Below are 19,230 nucleotides of genomic sequence, written 5' to 3' on the forward strand. Positions count from 1 at the left end.
GTGTGGGGAGTGTGGGGAGTGTGGGGGGAAAGATTTTTTCACCATCCTCCCACACCTCCCACACCTCCGTCTCCTCCCACACCTCCCACACTTCCTGCTTGCCCAATGCCCCATGCCCCATGCCCCATGCCCAATGCCCAATGCCTAATCTCCCATCAACTCTACTGCATCTCTTCCATCACAATCTTGTAAGTAAACTTTGACAATTTCTTCTTTGGCGGTGGGTAGCTGCTTACCAATAAAATCTGGGTGAATTGGTAACTCACGATGACCTCTGTCTACTAATACAGCTAAACGAATAACCTCTGGTCTTCCGTACTCATGTACAGCATTTAAAGCAGCACGAATTGTCCTTCCTTTGAAAATTACGTCATCCACGAGTACAACGGTTTTCCCTGTGAGATCGAAAGGAATATCGGTTTTTGCGGGAGTTCGCAAACCAATTTTGTCAAGGTCATCTCGATAAAATGTAATATCCAAAGCGCCGACGGAAACACTTACACCTTCAAGGGTCTCAATTTGGCGTGCTAACAATTCGGCTAATAAAGCACCCCTAGTATATATACCGAGAAGCACCAATTGAGATAAATCACGCGACCTTTCCACAATTTGAGAGGCCAAGCGAGTCAAAGTACGACGAATTTCTTCTGATGAAAGGATCTCAACTACTTTTGCAGACATAGCTATCTTTAGGGGAGTGGGGAGTGGGTATTGGGCATGAGGATGAAGAGATGAGGAGATGGGAGAGTGTTGGGAGATTATGAACAAGCTTCCCCCCGTTCCACTCTTCCCCATGCGCTATGCCCTATGCCCTATGCCCCATGCCCTAATTAAGATGATAGCGATCGCTATCCCTAACCATAATAAAAAACAATATCGAGTCAGTTGCAAAGCATTATAAATAGAAGTCGGGGTGATGGGATAAATCGCATCTCCTAGCAATGGTTTTTGTTTAGCTACCCCACGATACCAATTTTTACCGCCCATTTGTACACCTAAAATTGCAGCGTAGGCGCACTCACTCCAACCAGAATTGGGACTAGGATCCTTAATTGCATCCCGGCTACAAATTCGCCAAACATGCATCGGTCTACCTGATAAAAGTGCAAGGGTGATAACTGTTAACCGACAAGGTAGCCAAGTTAAACAATCTTCTAAACGGGCACTAAACCATCCAAGATAAGTATAAGGTGCTTCCCGATAACCTACCATTGAATCAAGGGTACTGCTGGCTTTGTATGCTAAAGCTAAGGGAATTAGCCCCACAAATGGTATGAAGACACCAATAATTGCATAAAAAAGTGGAGCCATTACCCCATCGGTGGCATTTTCTGTAACCGTTTCTAAAATTGCTCGCAAAATTTCTGCTTCTGAAAGATTTTGTGTGTCTCGACCAACATAATTACTTAAAATCTGACGCGCTTGTTCTAAATCTCCTGCTGTTAAAGGTTGTAAAACAGCTATTGCTGCTGTTCGCAAACTCCTACTAGCAAAACAACTAGCCAAAAGAATACTTTCTGAAGCGATTCCCAATAGCGGATGCAGCCATTTGGCAGTTTGAATGAGGAAAAAACCAACAAGACCGCTACCAATTATGACAAGCGTGCCTAATAAAATTCCAGCTAGGCGTTGTGTTAGAGAATGTTGACACAATTGCAGAAAAAATTTAGTTAATCGAGAAATTACCCACCCCATAAATTGGACGGGATGAGGCCAACCCCAAGGATCGCCAATTAAGTAATCTAAAAGTGCCGCAATGATTAAAACAACAGCAGATGTCATTAGTCATTAGTCCTCTGTTACAAAGTTACGAGCGGAGTAAACCTCTGCTCATACTTTGCACTTAGTCATTAGTTAGTTAACAATAGTCAATGCCCAATGCTCAATTCCCAATCTCCAATAACTAAACCACAAAACTTGCTTCTTCTCCAAGGGAAGCTTGCCAACTACGAGCATCGTAATAAAGGTCTGCCAAAGTAATACTGTACAAAGCTTCTTTGAGCTTTTGATTAAGTCTTTGCCAAAGGGTAAATGTTACCCAATCTTCAGCTTGTGTAGGTGTAGGAGTGCCATAGGGTAAATGAGTAATGCTCTCGCCTACTGCTTCTAAAATTTGCCCGATGGATATTTGTAGAGGTTCTCTTGCCAATTGGTATCCGCCGATGCTACCACGAATTGAATTCACTAACCCAGCACGACGCATTTCTATTAGTAGTTTTTCAAGGTAAGGAGCTGGGATATCTTGGCGTTTGGCGATCGCTTTTACAGATACAGGCCCATATTTTGGCTGTAAACTCAAATCTAGCAATGCCTTCACACTGTAATGTCCTCTGGTAGTTAGTTTCATTGTTGTTTGTCCTTTGTCATTTATTTAAATCGATGACCAATGACCAATAACTAATGACCAATGACCAATAGACCTCTTGCAAAAGTGCTTTTTGGACTCTTGTGGCCAAAGGGATACATCTTTATTGGGGAAAGGGAAAATACCAAACCTTTCCCCCTTTCCCCTTCCCCTTTTCCCGACTTCTCTTAGAAGTCTAATGACTAAGCGCAAAGTATGAACGGAGGTTTCCTTCGATCGTAACTTTGTAAGAGAGGACTAATGCCTAATGACTAATGCATAATGACCAATGACCAATGACTAAGGTTCAGTTTTGCTTATCATTGTCTGACTCAGTTATGATTTTCAGCAAATAGACAACCTTTTGAAGGTTAGTTTAGAAAACTTAAACTAATTATAGTTTAGCAGTAATTCACAAACTACATATATATAGTTATCAGCATTGCCAACATTATCTAAAATAAATTGTTTGGAAAATATTTGGTAATCTCATAACAATTCTGGCTTTTAGTGTAATATACTTGGCTATGTTGAGATAAAAACTAAAGGATTATCTTCCTGTTAGCTCAACCTCAGCTAAAATAAAATCGATTCCAACACTTCAAACATTCGTTTTCGACCTAAGTTGATGCCTAAACAGAAAAAAATTGAACCCCTAGTCGGCGAAGAACTGCTCAAAAAAGTCAAAGAGCTAGAGAACGAGAGCAAGGAAGACAAAGCCAAGAAGTGCGGCTACTATACCGTTACCAAAAATGGTATAGAGCGCGTCAATATGATGAAGTTCTTAAATGCCCTAATCGATGCCGAAGGCATTCAGTTAGACAGTACACCCAGTGCAAATGGTCGCGGTGGACGTAGTGCTAGCTATCGGATTAGCGTGCAATCTAATGGTAACTTGCTTATAGGTTCGGCTTATACAAAACAGATGAATCTCAAACCAGGAGATGAGTTTCTGATCACTTTAGGTAAGAAACACATTCGTTTGAGACAAGTAGATCCAGAAGATCGGGAAGAAGATGAAGCTCTAGAAGCTACAGCTTAATAAATAGTCATTAGTCAATTGTCAATAGTCATTTGTCTCTGTTACAAAGTCCTGAGGGTAGGTTTGTCACCATCAGGCTTTGCAATTTGTCTTTTGTCATTAGTCATTTGTGAAAACCAATGACCAATGACTATTTTGCAGAGGCAATTCATCGATTGTACAGACGCGTAGACGCTCGAAGAGCGGCTTCTCGCAAGAGTAGAATCGCGTCTCTACTAATGACTAATAACTATATCTGTTGTTGGTAAGACTGGTAAATGGTGGCGCAGTGCTTTGCGGGTAACTGCTAAATTGTATGTTAATGCAATTTGTTCTTTTTCCAGTAAACCTAAAATGCGATCGGGTTTGTCTCGTGCTACCACTGGTAATTGATGCAAACCTCTTACACTCATGCGGTCTAAAGCTTCAGATAATAGTTCATCTTGCCATGCATAAATAATTTCAGTAGTACAAATGTCCTTGAGAGTTTGACCGGATAAATTACCTGAAATTTCGGTTGAAGAATTTGGGTAAGTTTGCCAAAGAGCAAGGGCACGGTTGATGTCTTCTAGAGAGAGGATACCAACTAATTGGTCTTCTCGATCGACTACTAAAACACTTCGTGTGCGATCGCGCAGCATTTCCACAGCTGCTTCTAATACGCTCAAACTTGCAGGTAATTTTTTTGGATAGGGATGCATAGCATCTTCTACCAAAATTTCCTGCACAATTTCTGCTCGTTCATCTTTCAATTCTGAAAGACCAATTTGTTGTAGATTGGAATTAGAGTTAAAGGTTGGTTGAATCCTTTCTACTAACCAAACACTTAAACCAACGGCAGCCATTAAAGGTAAAACAATGCGGTAGTCGCGGGTTAATTCAAACAGCATTAAAATAGCTGTTAATGGTGCCCGGACACTGCCTGCTAACATTGCCGCCATTCCCACCATTGCATAAGCAGGAGGAGCCGCCATTTGCTCGCAAATTGCTGGAAATACCACAGCCAATATTTTGGCGTAAGCCGAACCAAAAGAAGCACCTAAAAACATCGCTGGTGCAAACAAACCGCCAATAAAACCGCTACCCGCGCTAATGGCAGTCATTACTAATTTCACCACTAGCAGTACAAGTAATAGGTGCAGTGAAAATTGCACATCTTGAAGCATTGCCTCTACAGTTTCATAACCAACGCCCAAAATTTGCGGGAACTGTAAAGCAGCTGCGCCCACAATAATACCGCCAATAATTGGATGAATTGGCTGAGGAATTTGCCCCAAAAATTGAAAGCCCGGAACTTTGCCAGCAAAGCAGGCTTTAGCCAAACGAATTGATTGAGTATAAGTTAAAGAAATTAAGCTAGCCCCTAAACCCAAGCCGAGATAAAGGGGTAATTCTAAAGGACTGCGGACTTGGTAGGCGGGTAAATCAAAAGCGGGTTGTGCCCCCAAACCAATTTGAGCAATTAAAGCTGCCACCACCGCCGCCAGCAGCACCACACTTACAGCAGAAGTAGCAAAGGATGTAGCTCCCATCACCACCTCTAAGGCGAAAAATACCCCAGCTATGGGAGCATTAAACCCAGCTGCTAATCCCGCAGCCGCACCAGCGCCCAACAATAAACGTCGTCGTTCCTGAGATACGTTGAGGATCACAGACAACAACATACCAAAATTTGCGCCAATTTCTACACTGGGCCCCTCTGGGCCTAAAGAAGCACCGCTTCCCAAAGAAACTGATGCGGCTAACATTTTGGTGACTGGTCGTAGCGGTCGCCTGATCTCTGTTCCCTGGGAAGCGGCGATGAGAGACGAAAGTCCAGGGCCGAAATCTTGAGTACGCCAGCGCATCAAACCAACGATTAATCCGCCAAGGGTGGGAACGCAAGCTAGAGTCCAAGCACCCCAGACACCGATTTGACCCATGAAATTTTCCAACATTAAATGGTGGATCAAATCGATCAAATAGTGAAAAGTGACTACACCCATACCAGTGCCACCGCCAATTAGCATGGCTAAAAATAGCACAACTGTTTCTGGAGATGGCTGAAAACGGTTTATTAAGTGAACTAAGCGGGCAGAAGGTGTGGGAAAGGCAGGTTGTTCCGTTACCTTCCTCAGTTGAGTGGGAGGCAAGAGAGTCATTGAGAGGCGGGGTAAATGTAAGAAAAAATTTAAATTTTTATCTGTTACTTCTCATTGTGAGCCATTATTTAGCAACCAGACAAGTAGACTTTATTTACTCGATTGACAAAGCCACAGCAAAAAATCTCACTATGCAAAATTTTTGTGGGAACAATAGTCAAATGGGAGACAATTAGTGTTAAGGGGTCAGCGATGCCTAGAGTTTTTGCTAGCTTAAGCTGATAGGGTATAAGTTAAAGCCAATCATATTCTCTCTAGAGTCAACACAAGTTCTATGAGACACAAACATTAATGAGAAGTCATTTTCGCCTAAATCTAGCTATACTCGTGTTGCGACCATTGAGCCATCCTTGGTAGTAATAGAATGTATGTGTGATTCAGCATTGATGTCAAAATATACTTAAGAAGTCATAGGAGTGGCAGATTAGGAAACAACGAGACAAAACCAATAAGATAACCATCTGTGTTTGTCTTTGCTTATCCGTGTCTCACTTTCTCCTTGTCCTCTTAGTTGACCCCAATTCAATATAACTATTCTTATAGAGCGAGTAAATGAATATACACACGTTTGATAATCATTATGTTACTTGCCCAATTTGCCAAAAAAATGCCACATCTAAACCAATTAAAACGCGTATTGGCTTGTTTTGTTGTCCCTATTGTCAAGAACGGCTAGTAGTTTGCCAAAGCGGCCATTATGTCCGCGATCCTTTTACTTGGAGACAAATGATGGTTTCTTCGGCTCTGCGTCGTCAAAGCCGTCCTTTGGCTAGGATTATCAGGGATTTTGTTCTACTTAAGCGTCCTATGGTAGCTTTTGCTGTAGGAAGTGCAATTTTTTTTAGTATGATTGCTATCACTCAGGAAAACACAAGTTCCGATCGCCAAGTGCTTCCTACAGAACAAATTAAAAAACCACAGGAAAAATCGCCATAATATTCGTCTTTTTCCGATGATGAATGAGATTTTACTTTAATCCTTCTAATTTTGCAATCAATAATATTTATTTGAAGCAGTGTTCTATGTTTCTTCAACAAATAGAACACTGTTTTAGATTTAACGGCATTAAATAATATGTAGTAGGGAGCAGGGGAGATGGGGAGATGGGGAGGTAGGAGAGATAAGGAGCAGGGGAAACGGGGAAGGTTTGGTATTTTCCCTTTCCCCTTTAACCTTTCCCCTTTCCCCTTTCCCCTTTCCCCTTTAACCTTTAACCTTTCCCCTTTAACCGATAGATGGTTACAGGCGTACGGCTGTACACCCCTACAGCTCCTAAATTCTGATTTCTGAATTCTTCTTCGGGGCAGGAAAAAATCCCCAATGCCCAATGCCCTATTCCCTACAACATCTCACCCTACTGGGTGAAAAACAATTCAACCATTAAGGTGAACCGAGTGTGGGAGGTTACATTTTGTAAAAAAAGAGATTCTGGTAATAGAGAACATTGATATTACCTAACTCTAGTGAGAAATTCTATGAAACTTACAAAATTAACTGCTTCTGTCCTTGCTGCTGCTTCTATCATCCTCTCAGGTGGTATTGCTTCCGCTCAAACAGCTGGTACAAATGCTAACTACATTGGTGCTGGAATTGCGGCTGGTGCAACCAGTGGCGGACAAGGAAACGATGGCGCACAATTTGGTGGAAATGTTCAAGGACGCTACGCTGTTCCTAATGCACCTGTTTCACTACGAGGTTCTGTGCTTTACGGTGGTGATGCGGCTGCCATTATGCCTATAGTTACTTACGATGCGCCCATTGCCAAAAATACTAACGTTTACTTCGGTGGTGGTTATTCTTTCATCACTGACGAAGGTCAAAATAGCCCATTGGGCAATCGCAATGCACCTGTAGTTACCCTTGGTGTGGAATCAGAAGTTGCTAACAATGTCATTGCCTATGGCGATACAAAATGGGGCATTGACGCTTATAGAAACAGTGATGCTGATGCTGTGAGCTTCCAAGCCGGATTGGGTTATCGCTTCTAGGAATTGTAACAGCTGATTCGGAATTTCTTCGCAATGACATCTGACAGCTGCGATCGCGATCAATACTTGTCGGTTAAAGGGAAAAGGGGAAGGGGAAAGGGAAAGGGGAAAGAAAAAACCTTTAACCTTTACCCTTTAACCCCTTCGGGGTTCGCCAGTCGCTCATGGGGGAAACCCCCAAGACCGCGCTGGCTCACCTTTTCCCCAGACCCAATGCCGAGTTAAAAATTGTTAACCGAGCAGTATTGCGATCGCCATTCATCCTTCATATCTGAGTTGTTTTTACTCAGATATGATTTTTTTTTACTACAGCGCTTTTCATTTATTTGAACCACAATCCCTGATTGGGGCGAACAACCGTATGCTAAGGCAAGGTAAAGCCTACGCCTCTACAACGTCGTTTATTTAAGGTAACTCCAAAAAATGAATTATTCCGCTTGGGTTCGTTGACCCTTCTTCTATGGTCGCCGCTATGCTTCGACTCCGCTCAGCCTTGACTGCTGACTGTCAACGGTCAACAGTCAACAGTTAACAGTCTTCTATAGAATATTTTTTTACTTGCAAGTCCCTAACTGAAAATTGCTGTAATCATTTTTATTTATGATTTTGAAAAAAAATGCTATTGGCTATTATTAGTAGTTTCTCTTAGAGTGAAATTAGGAATTTTATATGCTTGTATTAGAAATTACTCATGGACAAGATTAATCCCACTCCCGAAATAGTGGGTGAAACAACAGATGTCGAAGTTTGGCTAATTCGGGCAGGGCTAAAATTTTGCGACTTAGGTAATGATGCTGCCAGTAAAGCAATTCGTCAGCAATGGCGAGAGTACCAAGCCGCAGTTCATAGATGCTGTGTACTCCTACACAAACCACCTTCAAAGGTACAACTGAGCGGTGATTATGCCCGGTTGAGGATACCCCAAGGTTTAGAGGGGAGAGTGGGGAGAGTGGGGGGATGAGGGAGACAAGGGAGACAAGGTGAATAAATCCTCAGTCAACCGTCAACCGTCAACACTCTCAATGCCCAACTTCTTTTTATTAGCAATTTGGCTTTGGTAGTGTCGCCATTTTTCCTGCTGGCGCGCTCTTTTTTCGTCGGTTAGGCTATCAAAACAATGGGCACAGGAAATACCTGGCTCGTATTTGGGAGATAATTTATCTTCTTCAGAAATGGGACGCCCGCAAGATAAGCATAATTCATAACTTCCTGATTCCAAGCCATGACTGACGGCTACCCTTTCGTCAAAAACAAAACATTCCCCTTGCCATAAACTTGCTTGGGCTGGAATTTCTTCCAAATATTTGAGAATGCCGCCTTTGAGGTGATAGACTTCTGCAAAACCTTGGGCAAGCATAAAGGATGAGGCTTTTTCACAGCGAATACCACCCGTACAAAACAGAGCGACTTTTTTGTGTTTTGTTGGGTCTAGATGTTGGCGTACATAATCAGGGAATTCCCGAAATGAGGCGGTTTGCGGATTTTCTGCCCCTTGGAAAGTCCCGATATTTACTTCGTAATCGTTGCGGGTGTCAATTACAGTTACTTCTGGGTCAGAAATTAAATTATTCCATTCTTCGGGAGTGACATAAGTGCCTACTTGTTCATTGGGGTCAATTTCCGGTAACCCTAGAGTGACGATTTCTTGCTTTAACCGCACCTTCATCCGCTCAAAAGGTGGAGTTTCGGTATAAGATTCTTTGTGTTCTAGGTCAGCTAGGCGAGGATCGGAACGCAAAAACCACAGAACAGAATCGATCGCCTGACGCGAACCTGCTATTGTACCGTTAATTCCTTCTTCTGCGAGCAAAATTGTTCCTTTAATCCCTTGCCCTTGACAGTAGGACAGCAAAGGCTCTCGTTTCTGAGCAAAATCTGGCAGTTTGACAAATTTATATAGTGTTGCCACGACCTGAATATTTTCTGGCTTCATCCCTTTAGTAATTGCACAATATGAGTTACAATAACGAAGGCAAACAAAGTTACCTGCTATTTTAATTTTACGGGGGTTTAGCTCAGTTGGTAGAGCGCCTGCTTTGCAAGCAGGATGTCAGCGGTTCGAGTCCGCTAACCTCCATTATTATTTGAGAGTTGAAAACTTCCAGGGTTGTTAAACATCATCGTTTCACTACCAACGCAGGTATGATTATATTTGAAATTGGTAAATCCGCGATCGCTGTTTAAGGGAACTCCAAAAAATAAATCATTCCAGTTCATGCGTTGACGGTTAACACTCAACAGTCAACAGTCAACAATCTTCTATAAAATATTTTTTACTTCCAAGTCCCTAAATAGTAATTTTCATAACGGGCACAGGATTACTATCAAATCGCTGTTAACTTGGATATTGTACAATTCCTCAAAATACAATCAAAGAAAGCGACTTGCCTAAATCGATTCAGTCCACTCAACCACCACTGAAATTTATTCCCCAACAATTTAACCCGTCGATACTCTACATTTTTCGATGGTTACTGCCAATAGTGCTGCGATTCCGCACTCGACCTTGGTTACCAGCTGGGATTGTCAAAATTGAAGCTGAGAATGTTGAGGTCTTGGCTAAACTTTATCAACAATTCCAGGAGGGGAAGATTCGCTTTTTGTTGGCATTTCGCCACCCAGAGGTGGAAGATCCCCTGTGTATGTTGTATTTGCTTTCTCGAATTGTGCCAAAGGTGGCGCGCCAGAAAAATATCCAGCTACAAGACCCGGTTCACAGCTATTTTCTTTATGACCGGGGGATGACAATTTGGGCTGGAAACTGGCTCGGATGGTTGTTTTCACAGGTGGGGGGTGTGCCGGTGCGTCGCGGTAGGCGATTAGACCGCCAAGCTATTCAAACAGCGCGGGAGTTATTTGCTAATGGCAAACTACCGATCGCAGTGGCACCGGAAGGCGGTACTAATGGTCATAGTGGCATTGTTAGTCCCTTAGAACCCGGTGTTTCTCAAATGGGGTTTTGGTGTGTAGAAGATTTACAAAAAGCCAACCGTTCTGAGACAGTTTTAATTGTGCCCGTTGCCATTCAATATTCCTATGACAAGCCACCTTGGACAAAACTCAATTGGCTATTAAGTAAATTGGAAGCTGATAGTGGCTTATCTGTAATGGCAAGTACTCCAGACCATGACCCAGAAATTTACTATCAACGCATCTATCGTTTGGGTGAATATCTGATTACAGAAATGGAGGAATTTTACCGTCGTTTCTATCATCAAGATATTCCGAAAATTGTCTTCAATGATGAAGAATCTGAAAGTCAAAATCAGGTATTAATTAATAGACTGCATCGCTTATTAGACAAGTCTTTAATAGTTGCCGAGGAATATTTTGGAGTGCAAGCGCAAGGCAATTTCATTGACCGTTGTCGCCGTTTAGAAGAAGCTGGGTGGAATTATATTTACCGCGAAGATTTGCCAGATATTGATGATTTATCACCACTAAAACGCGGTTTGGCAGATTGGATTGCCCAAGAAGCAGACTTGCGAATGCGGCACATGCGGATAGTGGAAAGTTTCGTTGCTGTCAGCGCTAATTATATTCAAGAAAAACCCACAGTTGAAAAGTTTGCGGAAACAGCTTTGCTGATTTTTGATATGCTTTCTCGCATTAAAGATACCACACTTCCGGGACGACCGCGCTTAGGTTTGCGGCGGGCAAAAATCACCGTGGGAGAGCCAATTTCGGTTACTGAACGTTGGGAAAAATCTCAAAGCGATGCCTACGGCGGTAAATTACGCCACGCCACTAGGCAAGCTGCGAGCGAATTAACTAAAGACTTGCAAATTGCTTTAGAGAAGATGATTAATTGATTAACTCACGCAGAATTATTTTAGGTGATAGCTTATGGGAATTGATGAAATACTCAAAGGCGATCGTGAAGAAATTCTGAGGATTGCTGCCAAGCATGGAGCATATAATGTGCGAGTGTTCGGTTCAGTTGCTAGAGGCGAAGCAACACCAGATAGTGATGTAGATTTTTTAGTAGAACTTGAACCACAACGAACTTTATTAGACCAAATTGCTTTGATGCAATCATTAGAAGAGTTGCTAGGACGCAAGGTAGATGTGACTGAACCCGAAACTCTACATGAATGCATTAAAGAAAGAGTGTTAAAAGAAGCTGTGGTTTTATAACAGAATCCAGAAGTCAGAAGTCAGAATTCAGAATTACTCTATGAGATATAAGAATCATATTTGATTTGGTGAAAAATCTAAGTATTTGTAGTGGCGTGGCAAGGCTAAAATGGTGCATAAAATTTAGCTCTTGTGGTGTGGGCATCTTGCCCGCACCGGACAGGCGAGACGCCCATCCCACAAGAGTTTATTAATGTACTATTTTGATTGGGAATTCTCAAGGCAATTATCCGAAATCGTGGCTTTGCCCTCTGTATAATCACTGGGATGGGCAAAAATATCAAGCTGATATCGGGTGATTTGGGATGAAACTAGATTTAGTCAGGTTTTTTCAGGCTTGCAACCCTAGTAAGACTCTGGTTGTCAGCAAACCGGAGGATAGGCAATATTATATTGATTTTTCCAAAGTGCGTGGTGCCAGGATTATTGAGGAACTGGGGCGGACTATCACCAGGCTTTCACCAGAAGAACCCACCTGTCAATTATTTACCGGACATATCGGCTGTGGCAAGTCTACTGAATTATTGCGTCTGAAAGCAGAGTTAGAACAGCAAGGTTTTCATACAGTTTATTTTGAGTCTAGCCAAAGTCTGGATATGGCTGATATTGATGTTACAGATATTTTACTGGCAGTAGCTCGTGAAGTCAGTCAAAGTCTGGAAGCAATCAAAATTAACCTCAAGCCAGGATATTTTAAAAATCTGTTTCAGGAAATTTCAGAATTTTTGCAAACACCTTTAGACATTGGCGTTGAGGCTGAATTGTCTGTGGGTATTGCCAAAATCACAGCCAAAACTAAAGATAGTCCCAAGCTTCGCGGCCAGTTGCGACAATATTTAGAACCGCGCACCAATGGTATTTTAGAATCACTTAACAAAGAATTGCTCAAGCCTGCCAGAGAAAAACTCAAGCAGCAAGGTAAAAAAGGACTGGTGGTAATTGTCGATAACCTTGATCGAGTTGATAATTCTTTGAAGCCTTCTGGTTATTATCAACCAGAATATTTATTTGTAGAACGGGGCGAACAATTAAATAAACTTAGTTGTCACGTTGTTTATACAATTCCCTTGGTGTTGATTTTTTCCAATGCTTTAGGCAGATTAACAAATCGCTTCGGCGTAGACCCCAAGGTTTTGCCGATGGTTTCCGTACAACTACAAGATGGTTCGCAATTTTCACAAGGAATTACTCTACTGCAACAAATGGTGATGGCGAGGGCTTTTCCTGGTGTCAGTTGGGAACAAAGCCAGCATTTAATTACCGAAGTTTTTGATAGTCCTAAAACTTTAGAAAGACTGTGTTTAGTTAGCGGTGGTCATTTACGAAATTTGTTGAAGTTATTATTTTGCTGTCTTCAACAAGAAGACCCACCAATATCACAAGAGTGCCTGAATAGAGTCATTAAACAACGTTGCAACGAGTTAACTTTAGCAATTACAGCTGATGAATGGGAAGTGTTGCGGGAAGTAGCACAAGAAAAAAGCTTAAGAGGTCATGAAAGATACGAACTTTTGCTTCGCAGTATGTTTGTATTTGAATACCGAAATGAGGATGGTTCGTGGTTTGATATCAATCCGATTTTGGCTGAAACTAAGGAATTCAGGTTATGAGTAATCAAAAGGAGCCAGAATATTTGAACGTTGAAAATGAACGTTCATTGCAAACTCTGGTGCGAGCAATTACCCTTTCTCAAGGAGAATTTTCGCTGATTTTATTGCGTTGTAACTATGCAGTTTTACGTCAGGATATAGTACAATGTCTACACGAACTATCTGCTGTTAAAATTCGTGAAATCACCTTACCTACGTCAGTCAAAACTCTTTACACCTGTATAGGTGAAGAACTCGCAGATGAACAGCCACCAGCTTTAATGGTTTTTGGTTTGGAATCGGTTAAAGATATTGATACAGTTTTAACTTCAGCTAACCAAGTACGGGAGGAGTTTAGAAAAAATTTCCCGTTCCCGGTGATTTTATTGGTTAATGACCAAGTTCTACAAAAGCTTATAAGGTTAGCAACAGATTTCGAGAATTGGGCAACAATAATTTCCACTGCGATCGCTACTCTTGATTTAATTAAATTAATCAAACAAACTGCTGAGTCAGTTTTTGAGCAAGTTATGGATGCTGGTGCAGGAAAATTTCTTGATAATTCTGCACTTAACCTCGCAATTGGTTCGCCGCAGCGCGTGGAACTGGAATTAGCACAAGCCGAACTGCAAAAACGCGGTGTAAAGTTAGACGCAGAACTAGAAGCCAGTTTAGAATTTGTTCTCGGTCGAGATGCGGTTTCGATGGAACAGTCACGCCACCATTATGAACGCAGTTTAACACTTTGGCAGCAGATTTCTCAACTAGAGCAGCAAGGATGTGTACTGTACAATTTGGGCTTATGGTGGCGTACTTATGCAGTGCAACATTTAACAGAACAGCAACCTGCTTGCTCACAAGCTAAAGATTATTATCAAAAATGTCTGGAGGTATTTGAACAAGCAAATCGTCCCGACTTAATCGCAAAATTTATCAATGCTTTAGGAGAAGTACTGCAAAAACTCGAACTATGGGATGAATTAGAAAAGGTTGCACAAAAAGCTTTAAAACTGTACCAAACTTATCCTGATTGGTTTCGAGAAGCTAGAGCTTACGGATTTATTTCTGAGGTAGCACTGGCTAAAACTGATTGGAATCAAGCCAAACAAGCGGCAGAACAAGCCCTTTCTATTGTAGCTGCTAATCAATCTACTGAAGCCAATGCTAATTTAGAATTAGTCCTATCTTATCATCAAGGTTGGTATTTATTTGCGCTAGCCAGAGCGCAACAGCAGCTTAAGAAGATACAAGATGCTTTAGTTACTCTAAAAACTGCCAAAGAGAAAACTAAACCTCAATACGATCCAGAGCTTTATATTTGCATATTAAAAAATTTACGAAAAATTTATTATCAACAACATCAATATTTTGAAGCTTTTCAGATTAAGCAAGAACAAATTCAAATTGAACATCAATATGGTTTTCGCGCCTTTATTGGAGCAGCTTATTTAAATCCCCAATATGAAGTAATTAATCCAGGATTAGTACAAGTAGAAAATTCCGTCAAAGTTGCCCAAGAAATTGCTGTTTCTGGTCGGCAAAAAGATGTGGATAAATTACGAGAAAGGATGAGCCGGAATGACCATAAATTAACTGTATTTCATGGTTATTCTGGTGTAGGTAAAAGTTCGATTTTAATCGGTGGATTAATACCTGCTCTGCAACTGCAATCAATTGATGCTCGTGATGTATTACCTATTATCGTCAGAGTCTATACAGATTGGATGGGGATATTAGGAGAACGTTTAGCCAATAATAGTAGGCCTAGTTCCATAGAATCTATATGTGAAAATTTACATAAAAATGGCGAGCGTAATCTGTTAACAGTTTTAATTTTCGATCAAGTTGAAGAATTTTTCTTTGTTTACACAGATAAAAGTAAAAGGCAGCCATTTTATAAATTTTTGCACTTTTGCTTAGATATTCCTTTTGTGAAGGTGATTCTTTGTTTAAGAGAAGATTATTTACATTATTTATTGGAATGCGATCGCTTATTTAATTTTACAGCAATTAATAATAATATTCTAGATAAATATATTCGTTATGAATTAAAAAATTTATCTTCAGAAGATGCCAAAGCTGTTGTCCAAAGTTTAACTAAGCAAAACAACTTTTATTTAGAACCTGTGTTAATCGATAAATTAGTGGAGGATTTATCAAACCAAGGAGAAGTACGCCCGATTGAGTTACAAATTGTAGGAGCGCAACTCCAAACACATAAAATTACAACTCTAGAAAAATACCTTCAGGTAGGAACAAAAGAAAAGTTAGTCGAGGGATTTTTAGAAGAAGTTATTCAAGACTGTGGTTCTGAAAATGAATACTGTGCCAGAGTAGTTTTATATTTACTCACAGACGAAAATCGCACTCGTCCCCTGAAAACTGCTGACAATTTAGCAGAAGATTTAAAAACAGCAGATATTATCTCCGATGAAGAACAACTAAATTTAGTCTTAGAGATTTTAGTGGGTTCTGGTCTGGTGTTAAATATTCCGGAAAAACCTACTAATTTATATCAACTGGTTCATGACTATCTCGTATCTTTTATTAGACAATCACAACAAGCAAGAGAAATAGAAAAACAGAAAGAGGAAAAGCAGCGACGACAACAAGTAGAAGCACAACTAAATCGTGTTCTCAAACGTCAACGTAACTTGGCGATCGCTAGCAGTGCTATGATGTCCATTCTGGCAGTTTTATCAGTAGGGTTTTGGGTACGAGCCGAATCTGAAAGACAAAGAACAGAACAAGCCGAGACAATTGCTATTAGTAAAGCTTCAGAAGCGCTTTTTGCTTCAGGTCAAAGGTTTGAAGCACTTAAACAAGGCATCCAAGCAGGTAAAAAACTCCAAGCTACAGTTTGGGGAAAAACAGATTCTCAAGTTCGTACCCAAGTTGTGGCGGCACTACAACAGCCAGTTTACTGGTTAGTAGAACGTAATCGTTTGGAAGATCATAAAGGTCTAATTTGGGGTATGAATTTGTCACCGGATGGTAAAATAATCGCCTCAGCTAGTTTTGACCATACTGTAAAAATATGGAATCGTGAAGGTAGATTAATACAAACCCTTAAAGGACATAAAAATAAAGTTTTGAGTGTTATTTTTTCACCTGATAATCAAATGATTGCTTCAGGGGATTTCGATGGCATCGTAATACTTTGGCAGCGTGACGGTAATCAATTTACAAAGTTCAAAGAATTGCCAGCCCACCATAGCAAAAATAGTAATAGCAACGGAGTTTATGGGATAGGTTTTTCTCCAGATGGTCAGATATTTGCTACGGCTAGTCGAGACAGCACTGTAAAACTTTGGCGGCGGAACGGTACTTTTATAAAAAGAATCGAGGGATATAAAGATGGATATCAAAACGGACATCAAGATGGAGTTACTAGCGTTGCTTTCTCACCTGATGGCAAAATAATTGCCACGGGTAGCCGGGATAGAACAGTGAAACTTTGGACACGCGACGGCACATATATTAGGACTTTTAAGAATACCCATAAAGACTTTGTTTGGGCTGTGGCTTGGTCGCCCGATGGCAAAACAATTGCCACTGCTGGCCGGGACAACTTGGTAAAAGTTTGGAATTTAAACGGTAGAGAGTTAACAGTTTTTGAGGGGCATCGAGAGAGAGTAATGAACGTGAGTTTTAGTCCCGATGGCCAGATAATTGCCTCAGCTAGCCAAGACAAAACAGTGAAACTTTGGAAGCTTGACAAAAAGTCTGATGACAAGCTTGGTGGTACATTACTGACAACTCTCACAGGGCATACTAATGGAGTTTATGCTGCCCGTTTCTCACCTGATTGCAACGTTCTTGTCACCGCCAGTGCTGACAATACGATCAAAATTTGGCAACTTGATGCTGAAAGTTTGGTACATGCCTCTAGTTGCGCTAACAGTACCATCAAAGGTGGTCGGCTAGGAAGTGGTGTGCTAAGTACCCTCAATTCTCATAGCGATCGGGTTAATAAAGTGAGTTTCTCACCTGATGGCAAAATCATTGCCTCTGCTAGTTATGACAAAACAGTGAAACTTTGGAAATCTGCTGATGGTACTTTGTTCAAAACTCTTGAAGGGCATACCAATCAGGTTAATAGTGTCGCTTTCTCCCCCTATGATAAAATCATTGCCTCTGCCAGTGCAGATAAAACTGTAAAACTCTGGAAGCAGGACGGTAGCTTCATTAAAACCCTGAGTGATGATAGCGACAAGATATTAGATGTGAGTTTTTCACCCGACGGTCAACTTTTGGCTGCGGGTGGTGTGGATAATACAGTGAAAATTTGGCGGCGAGATGGCAAAGGTGAGTTTGAAACCCTACCTTACCAAACTCTCAAAGGTCATCGCGATTGGGTTAGAGGTGTGGCTTGGTCGCCAGATAGTAAATTTGTTGCTTCAGCAAGTGATGACAACACGATAAAACTTTGGCAGCGCGATCGCAATCAAAAGTTTAAAATTTACAAAAGTCTCACCGGAGAAAACGCGCATAAAAGTTGGGTTTATAGCGTTAGCTTTTCACACGATGGCAAAATTATTGCCACCACCAGTAATGATAAAACGGCGATTCTTTGGAAGCAAGACAGTGAAGGTGAGTTTCGCTTCTATAAACAGTTAATCGGACATAACGATGAAGTCAAAAGTGTAAGTTTCTCATCCGACGATCGCACCATTGCCACTGCCAGTGATGACAAGACAGTAAAACTTTGGCGGGTAAATGGCACTCTCATCAGAACTCTTAGCGGACATAGCAAAGAAATATTAAGTGTCAGTTTTTCACCCAATGACAAGACTCTGGCATTAGGCAGTGCTGATAACACTGTGATTTTGTGGGATTTGCAGCAGCTAAATTCTCTAGATAAGTTAGATAACTTACTGGTGCGTGGCTGTGATTGGTTACATGATTATTTGCAGAATAACCCGAATGTAACTAAGAGCGATCGCCATCTCTGCGACGATATCAAGTAACAGCCAAGCGGTTCTCGGTTGAAGGACACCGCAGTGTTCCCAGTTCAGAACAGCTATATTTAAACGTTTGCAACCAATATTGTAACCTTGGTGACCAACATTGTAACCTTGGTGACCAACATCGTAACCTTGGTGACCAACATCGTAACCTTGGTGACCAACATCGTAACCTTGGTGACCAACATCGTAACCTTGGTGACCAACATTGTAACTTTGGTGACCAACATTGTAATGTTGATGACCAACATTGTAATGTTTTTAATTCTGGCGATCGCTTGCTTTGCATTTACGCCCTCTCTCACATTATCTCAGGCAATGCTATTTCTTCTCTAACCCATAGCAAGCAAGATGCTTTCAATCCCACACCCGTTGCAAATTCAAGACAAAACCCGGCAACACCGCTTCACCTGACAACTGGGCAGGATTTTCCAACACTTCCACATCCTTAGCCAGTCGATAAATTTCCACCCTTCGCTGCTGCGGATCGATTAACCAACCAAGTTTAGCGCCATTGTCGATATACTCCCTCATTTTATCTTGCAGGGATTTGAGGGTATCTGAACTAGAGCGTAACTCCACCACAAAATCGGGACAGATATTAGCAAAGGTTCCTTTTTGTGCCGAAGTAAGTGCCTGCCATCGTTCTTGACTCACCCAGGAGGCATCGGGGGAGCGAGTCGCACCATTGGGTAAAATGAAACCTGTAGAAGAGTCAAAAGCTTCACCAGGTTCGCCCGCATTACGCCACCACAAATACAATTCTCCAGAAATACTCCAATTACGTCTCCCAGTTTCCCAGCCTGTTGGTGGGTTCACTATTAATTCTCCTTGTGCGGTTCTTTCCAGTCTCAACTCCCGGTTGGCTGCGGCTAAAGCAGCAAACTGTTCTTGGGTAACATACAGCCCAATGGACTTGGGCAACTCAATCAATAGGGTTTCGGTTTCTGGACTAGCGGGTGTTTGTACCATCTTGACCTCTCATATCATGTCTGGTTAAAGACTTATTGTTTAGACTGACGGGGGGAGGTGGGGAGGTGGGG

At 41.5% G+C, this 19,230-nt stretch carries 15 protein-coding genes and 1 tRNA gene; 10 read left to right on the forward strand and 6 right to left on the reverse strand.

What is annotated here, in order from left to right:
• Positions 1-144 precede the first annotated feature (144 nt).
• The 3 genes from pyrR to GNE10_RS17275 all read right to left on the reverse strand — a co-directional run bounded on the left by pyrR (position 145) and on the right by GNE10_RS17275 (position 2,347).
• Positions 145-681: a bifunctional pyr operon transcriptional regulator/uracil phosphoribosyltransferase PyrR gene (gene pyrR / locus GNE10_RS17265; protein WP_099067627.1), complete on the reverse strand. Its 537-nt coding sequence runs from the start codon at positions 679-681 to the stop codon at positions 145-147.
• A gap of 117 nt (positions 682-798) precedes the next feature.
• Entirely contained in the window at positions 799-1,782 is a 984-nt protein-coding gene (gene cbiB / locus GNE10_RS17270) for an adenosylcobinamide-phosphate synthase CbiB (RefSeq protein WP_185566239.1), read from the reverse strand.
• 121 nt (positions 1,783-1,903) lie between these two features.
• Positions 1,904-2,347: an Rrf2 family transcriptional regulator gene (locus tag GNE10_RS17275; RefSeq protein WP_185566240.1), complete on the reverse strand. Its 444-nt coding sequence runs from the start codon at positions 2,345-2,347 to the stop codon at positions 1,904-1,906.
• 625 nt (positions 2,348-2,972) lie between these two features.
• On the opposite strand from GNE10_RS17275, the gene GNE10_RS17280 reads away from it, so the two are divergent.
• Positions 2,973-3,386 carry an AbrB family transcriptional regulator gene (locus GNE10_RS17280; RefSeq protein WP_099067624.1) on the forward strand — a complete coding sequence of 138 codons (414 nt, stop codon included), beginning with the start codon at positions 2,973-2,975 and terminating at the stop codon, positions 3,384-3,386.
• Between the two features lie 215 nt (positions 3,387-3,601).
• On the opposite strand, the gene GNE10_RS17285 is transcribed toward GNE10_RS17280, so the two are convergent.
• Complete coding sequence (locus GNE10_RS17285; protein ID WP_185566241.1) at positions 3,602-5,506, reverse strand: chloride channel protein; 1,905 nt, start codon at positions 5,504-5,506, stop codon at positions 3,602-3,604.
• A gap of 552 nt (positions 5,507-6,058) precedes the next feature.
• Here GNE10_RS17285 and GNE10_RS17290 point away from each other — a divergent pair.
• The 3 genes from GNE10_RS17290 to GNE10_RS17300 all read left to right on the forward strand — a co-directional run bounded on the left by GNE10_RS17290 (position 6,059) and on the right by GNE10_RS17300 (position 8,455).
• Complete coding sequence (locus GNE10_RS17290) at positions 6,059-6,442, forward strand: hypothetical protein (protein ID WP_099067622.1); 384 nt, start codon at positions 6,059-6,061, stop codon at positions 6,440-6,442.
• Between the two features lie 539 nt (positions 6,443-6,981).
• Positions 6,982-7,494, forward strand: a complete 513-nt coding sequence (locus GNE10_RS17295; RefSeq protein WP_185566242.1) for an outer membrane beta-barrel protein — start codon at positions 6,982-6,984, stop codon at positions 7,492-7,494.
• Between the two features lie 691 nt (positions 7,495-8,185).
• Positions 8,186-8,455, forward strand: a complete 270-nt coding sequence (locus tag GNE10_RS17300; protein ID WP_099067620.1) for a hypothetical protein — start codon at positions 8,186-8,188, stop codon at positions 8,453-8,455.
• 42 nt (positions 8,456-8,497) lie between these two features.
• Here the strand turns inward: GNE10_RS17300 and GNE10_RS17305 are convergent, their stop codons facing one another.
• On the reverse strand, positions 8,498-9,427 hold the full coding sequence (locus tag GNE10_RS17305) for a rhodanese-related sulfurtransferase (protein ID WP_185566243.1): 930 nt from the start codon (positions 9,425-9,427) through the stop codon (positions 8,498-8,500).
• A 71-nt stretch (positions 9,428-9,498) separates the two neighbouring features.
• Between GNE10_RS17305 and GNE10_RS17310 the strand changes: the two genes are divergently transcribed.
• From GNE10_RS17310 to GNE10_RS17335, 6 genes are all read left to right on the forward strand, one after another.
• Positions 9,499-9,571 (forward strand) — tRNA-Ala (locus GNE10_RS17310).
• Between the two features lie 307 nt (positions 9,572-9,878).
• Entirely contained in the window at positions 9,879-11,306 is a 1,428-nt protein-coding gene (locus GNE10_RS17315; protein WP_185566244.1) for a 1-acyl-sn-glycerol-3-phosphate acyltransferase, read from the forward strand.
• A gap of 34 nt (positions 11,307-11,340) precedes the next feature.
• Entirely contained in the window at positions 11,341-11,631 is a 291-nt protein-coding gene (locus tag GNE10_RS17320) for a nucleotidyltransferase family protein (RefSeq protein ID WP_185566245.1), read from the forward strand.
• A 305-nt stretch (positions 11,632-11,936) separates the two neighbouring features.
• Positions 11,937-13,241: a P-loop NTPase fold protein gene (locus GNE10_RS17325; protein ID WP_185566246.1), complete on the forward strand. Its 1,305-nt coding sequence runs from the start codon at positions 11,937-11,939 to the stop codon at positions 13,239-13,241.
• Positions 13,238-18,190: an eIF2A-related protein gene (locus tag GNE10_RS17330; protein ID WP_185566247.1), complete on the forward strand. Its 4,953-nt coding sequence runs from the start codon at positions 13,238-13,240 to the stop codon at positions 18,188-18,190. Before GNE10_RS17325 ends, GNE10_RS17330 begins: the two co-directional genes overlap by 4 nt.
• Before the next feature lie 132 nt (positions 18,191-18,322).
• A complete protein-coding gene (locus tag GNE10_RS17335; RefSeq protein ID WP_185566248.1) occupies positions 18,323-18,523 on the forward strand; it encodes a hypothetical protein in 201 nt (66 codons plus the stop codon).
• Between the two features lie 21 nt (positions 18,524-18,544).
• Here the strand turns inward: GNE10_RS17335 and GNE10_RS17340 are convergent, their stop codons facing one another.
• Positions 18,545-19,159 carry a Uma2 family endonuclease gene (locus GNE10_RS17340; protein ID WP_185566249.1) on the reverse strand — a complete coding sequence of 205 codons (615 nt, stop codon included), beginning with the start codon at positions 19,157-19,159 and terminating at the stop codon, positions 18,545-18,547.
• Positions 19,160-19,230 lie beyond the last annotated feature (71 nt).

It is taken from the genome of Nostoc sp. 2RC, from assembly GCF_014222165.1.
GTDB classification, from domain to species: domain Bacteria; phylum Cyanobacteriota; class Cyanobacteriia; order Cyanobacteriales; family Nostocaceae; genus Nostoc; species Nostoc linckia.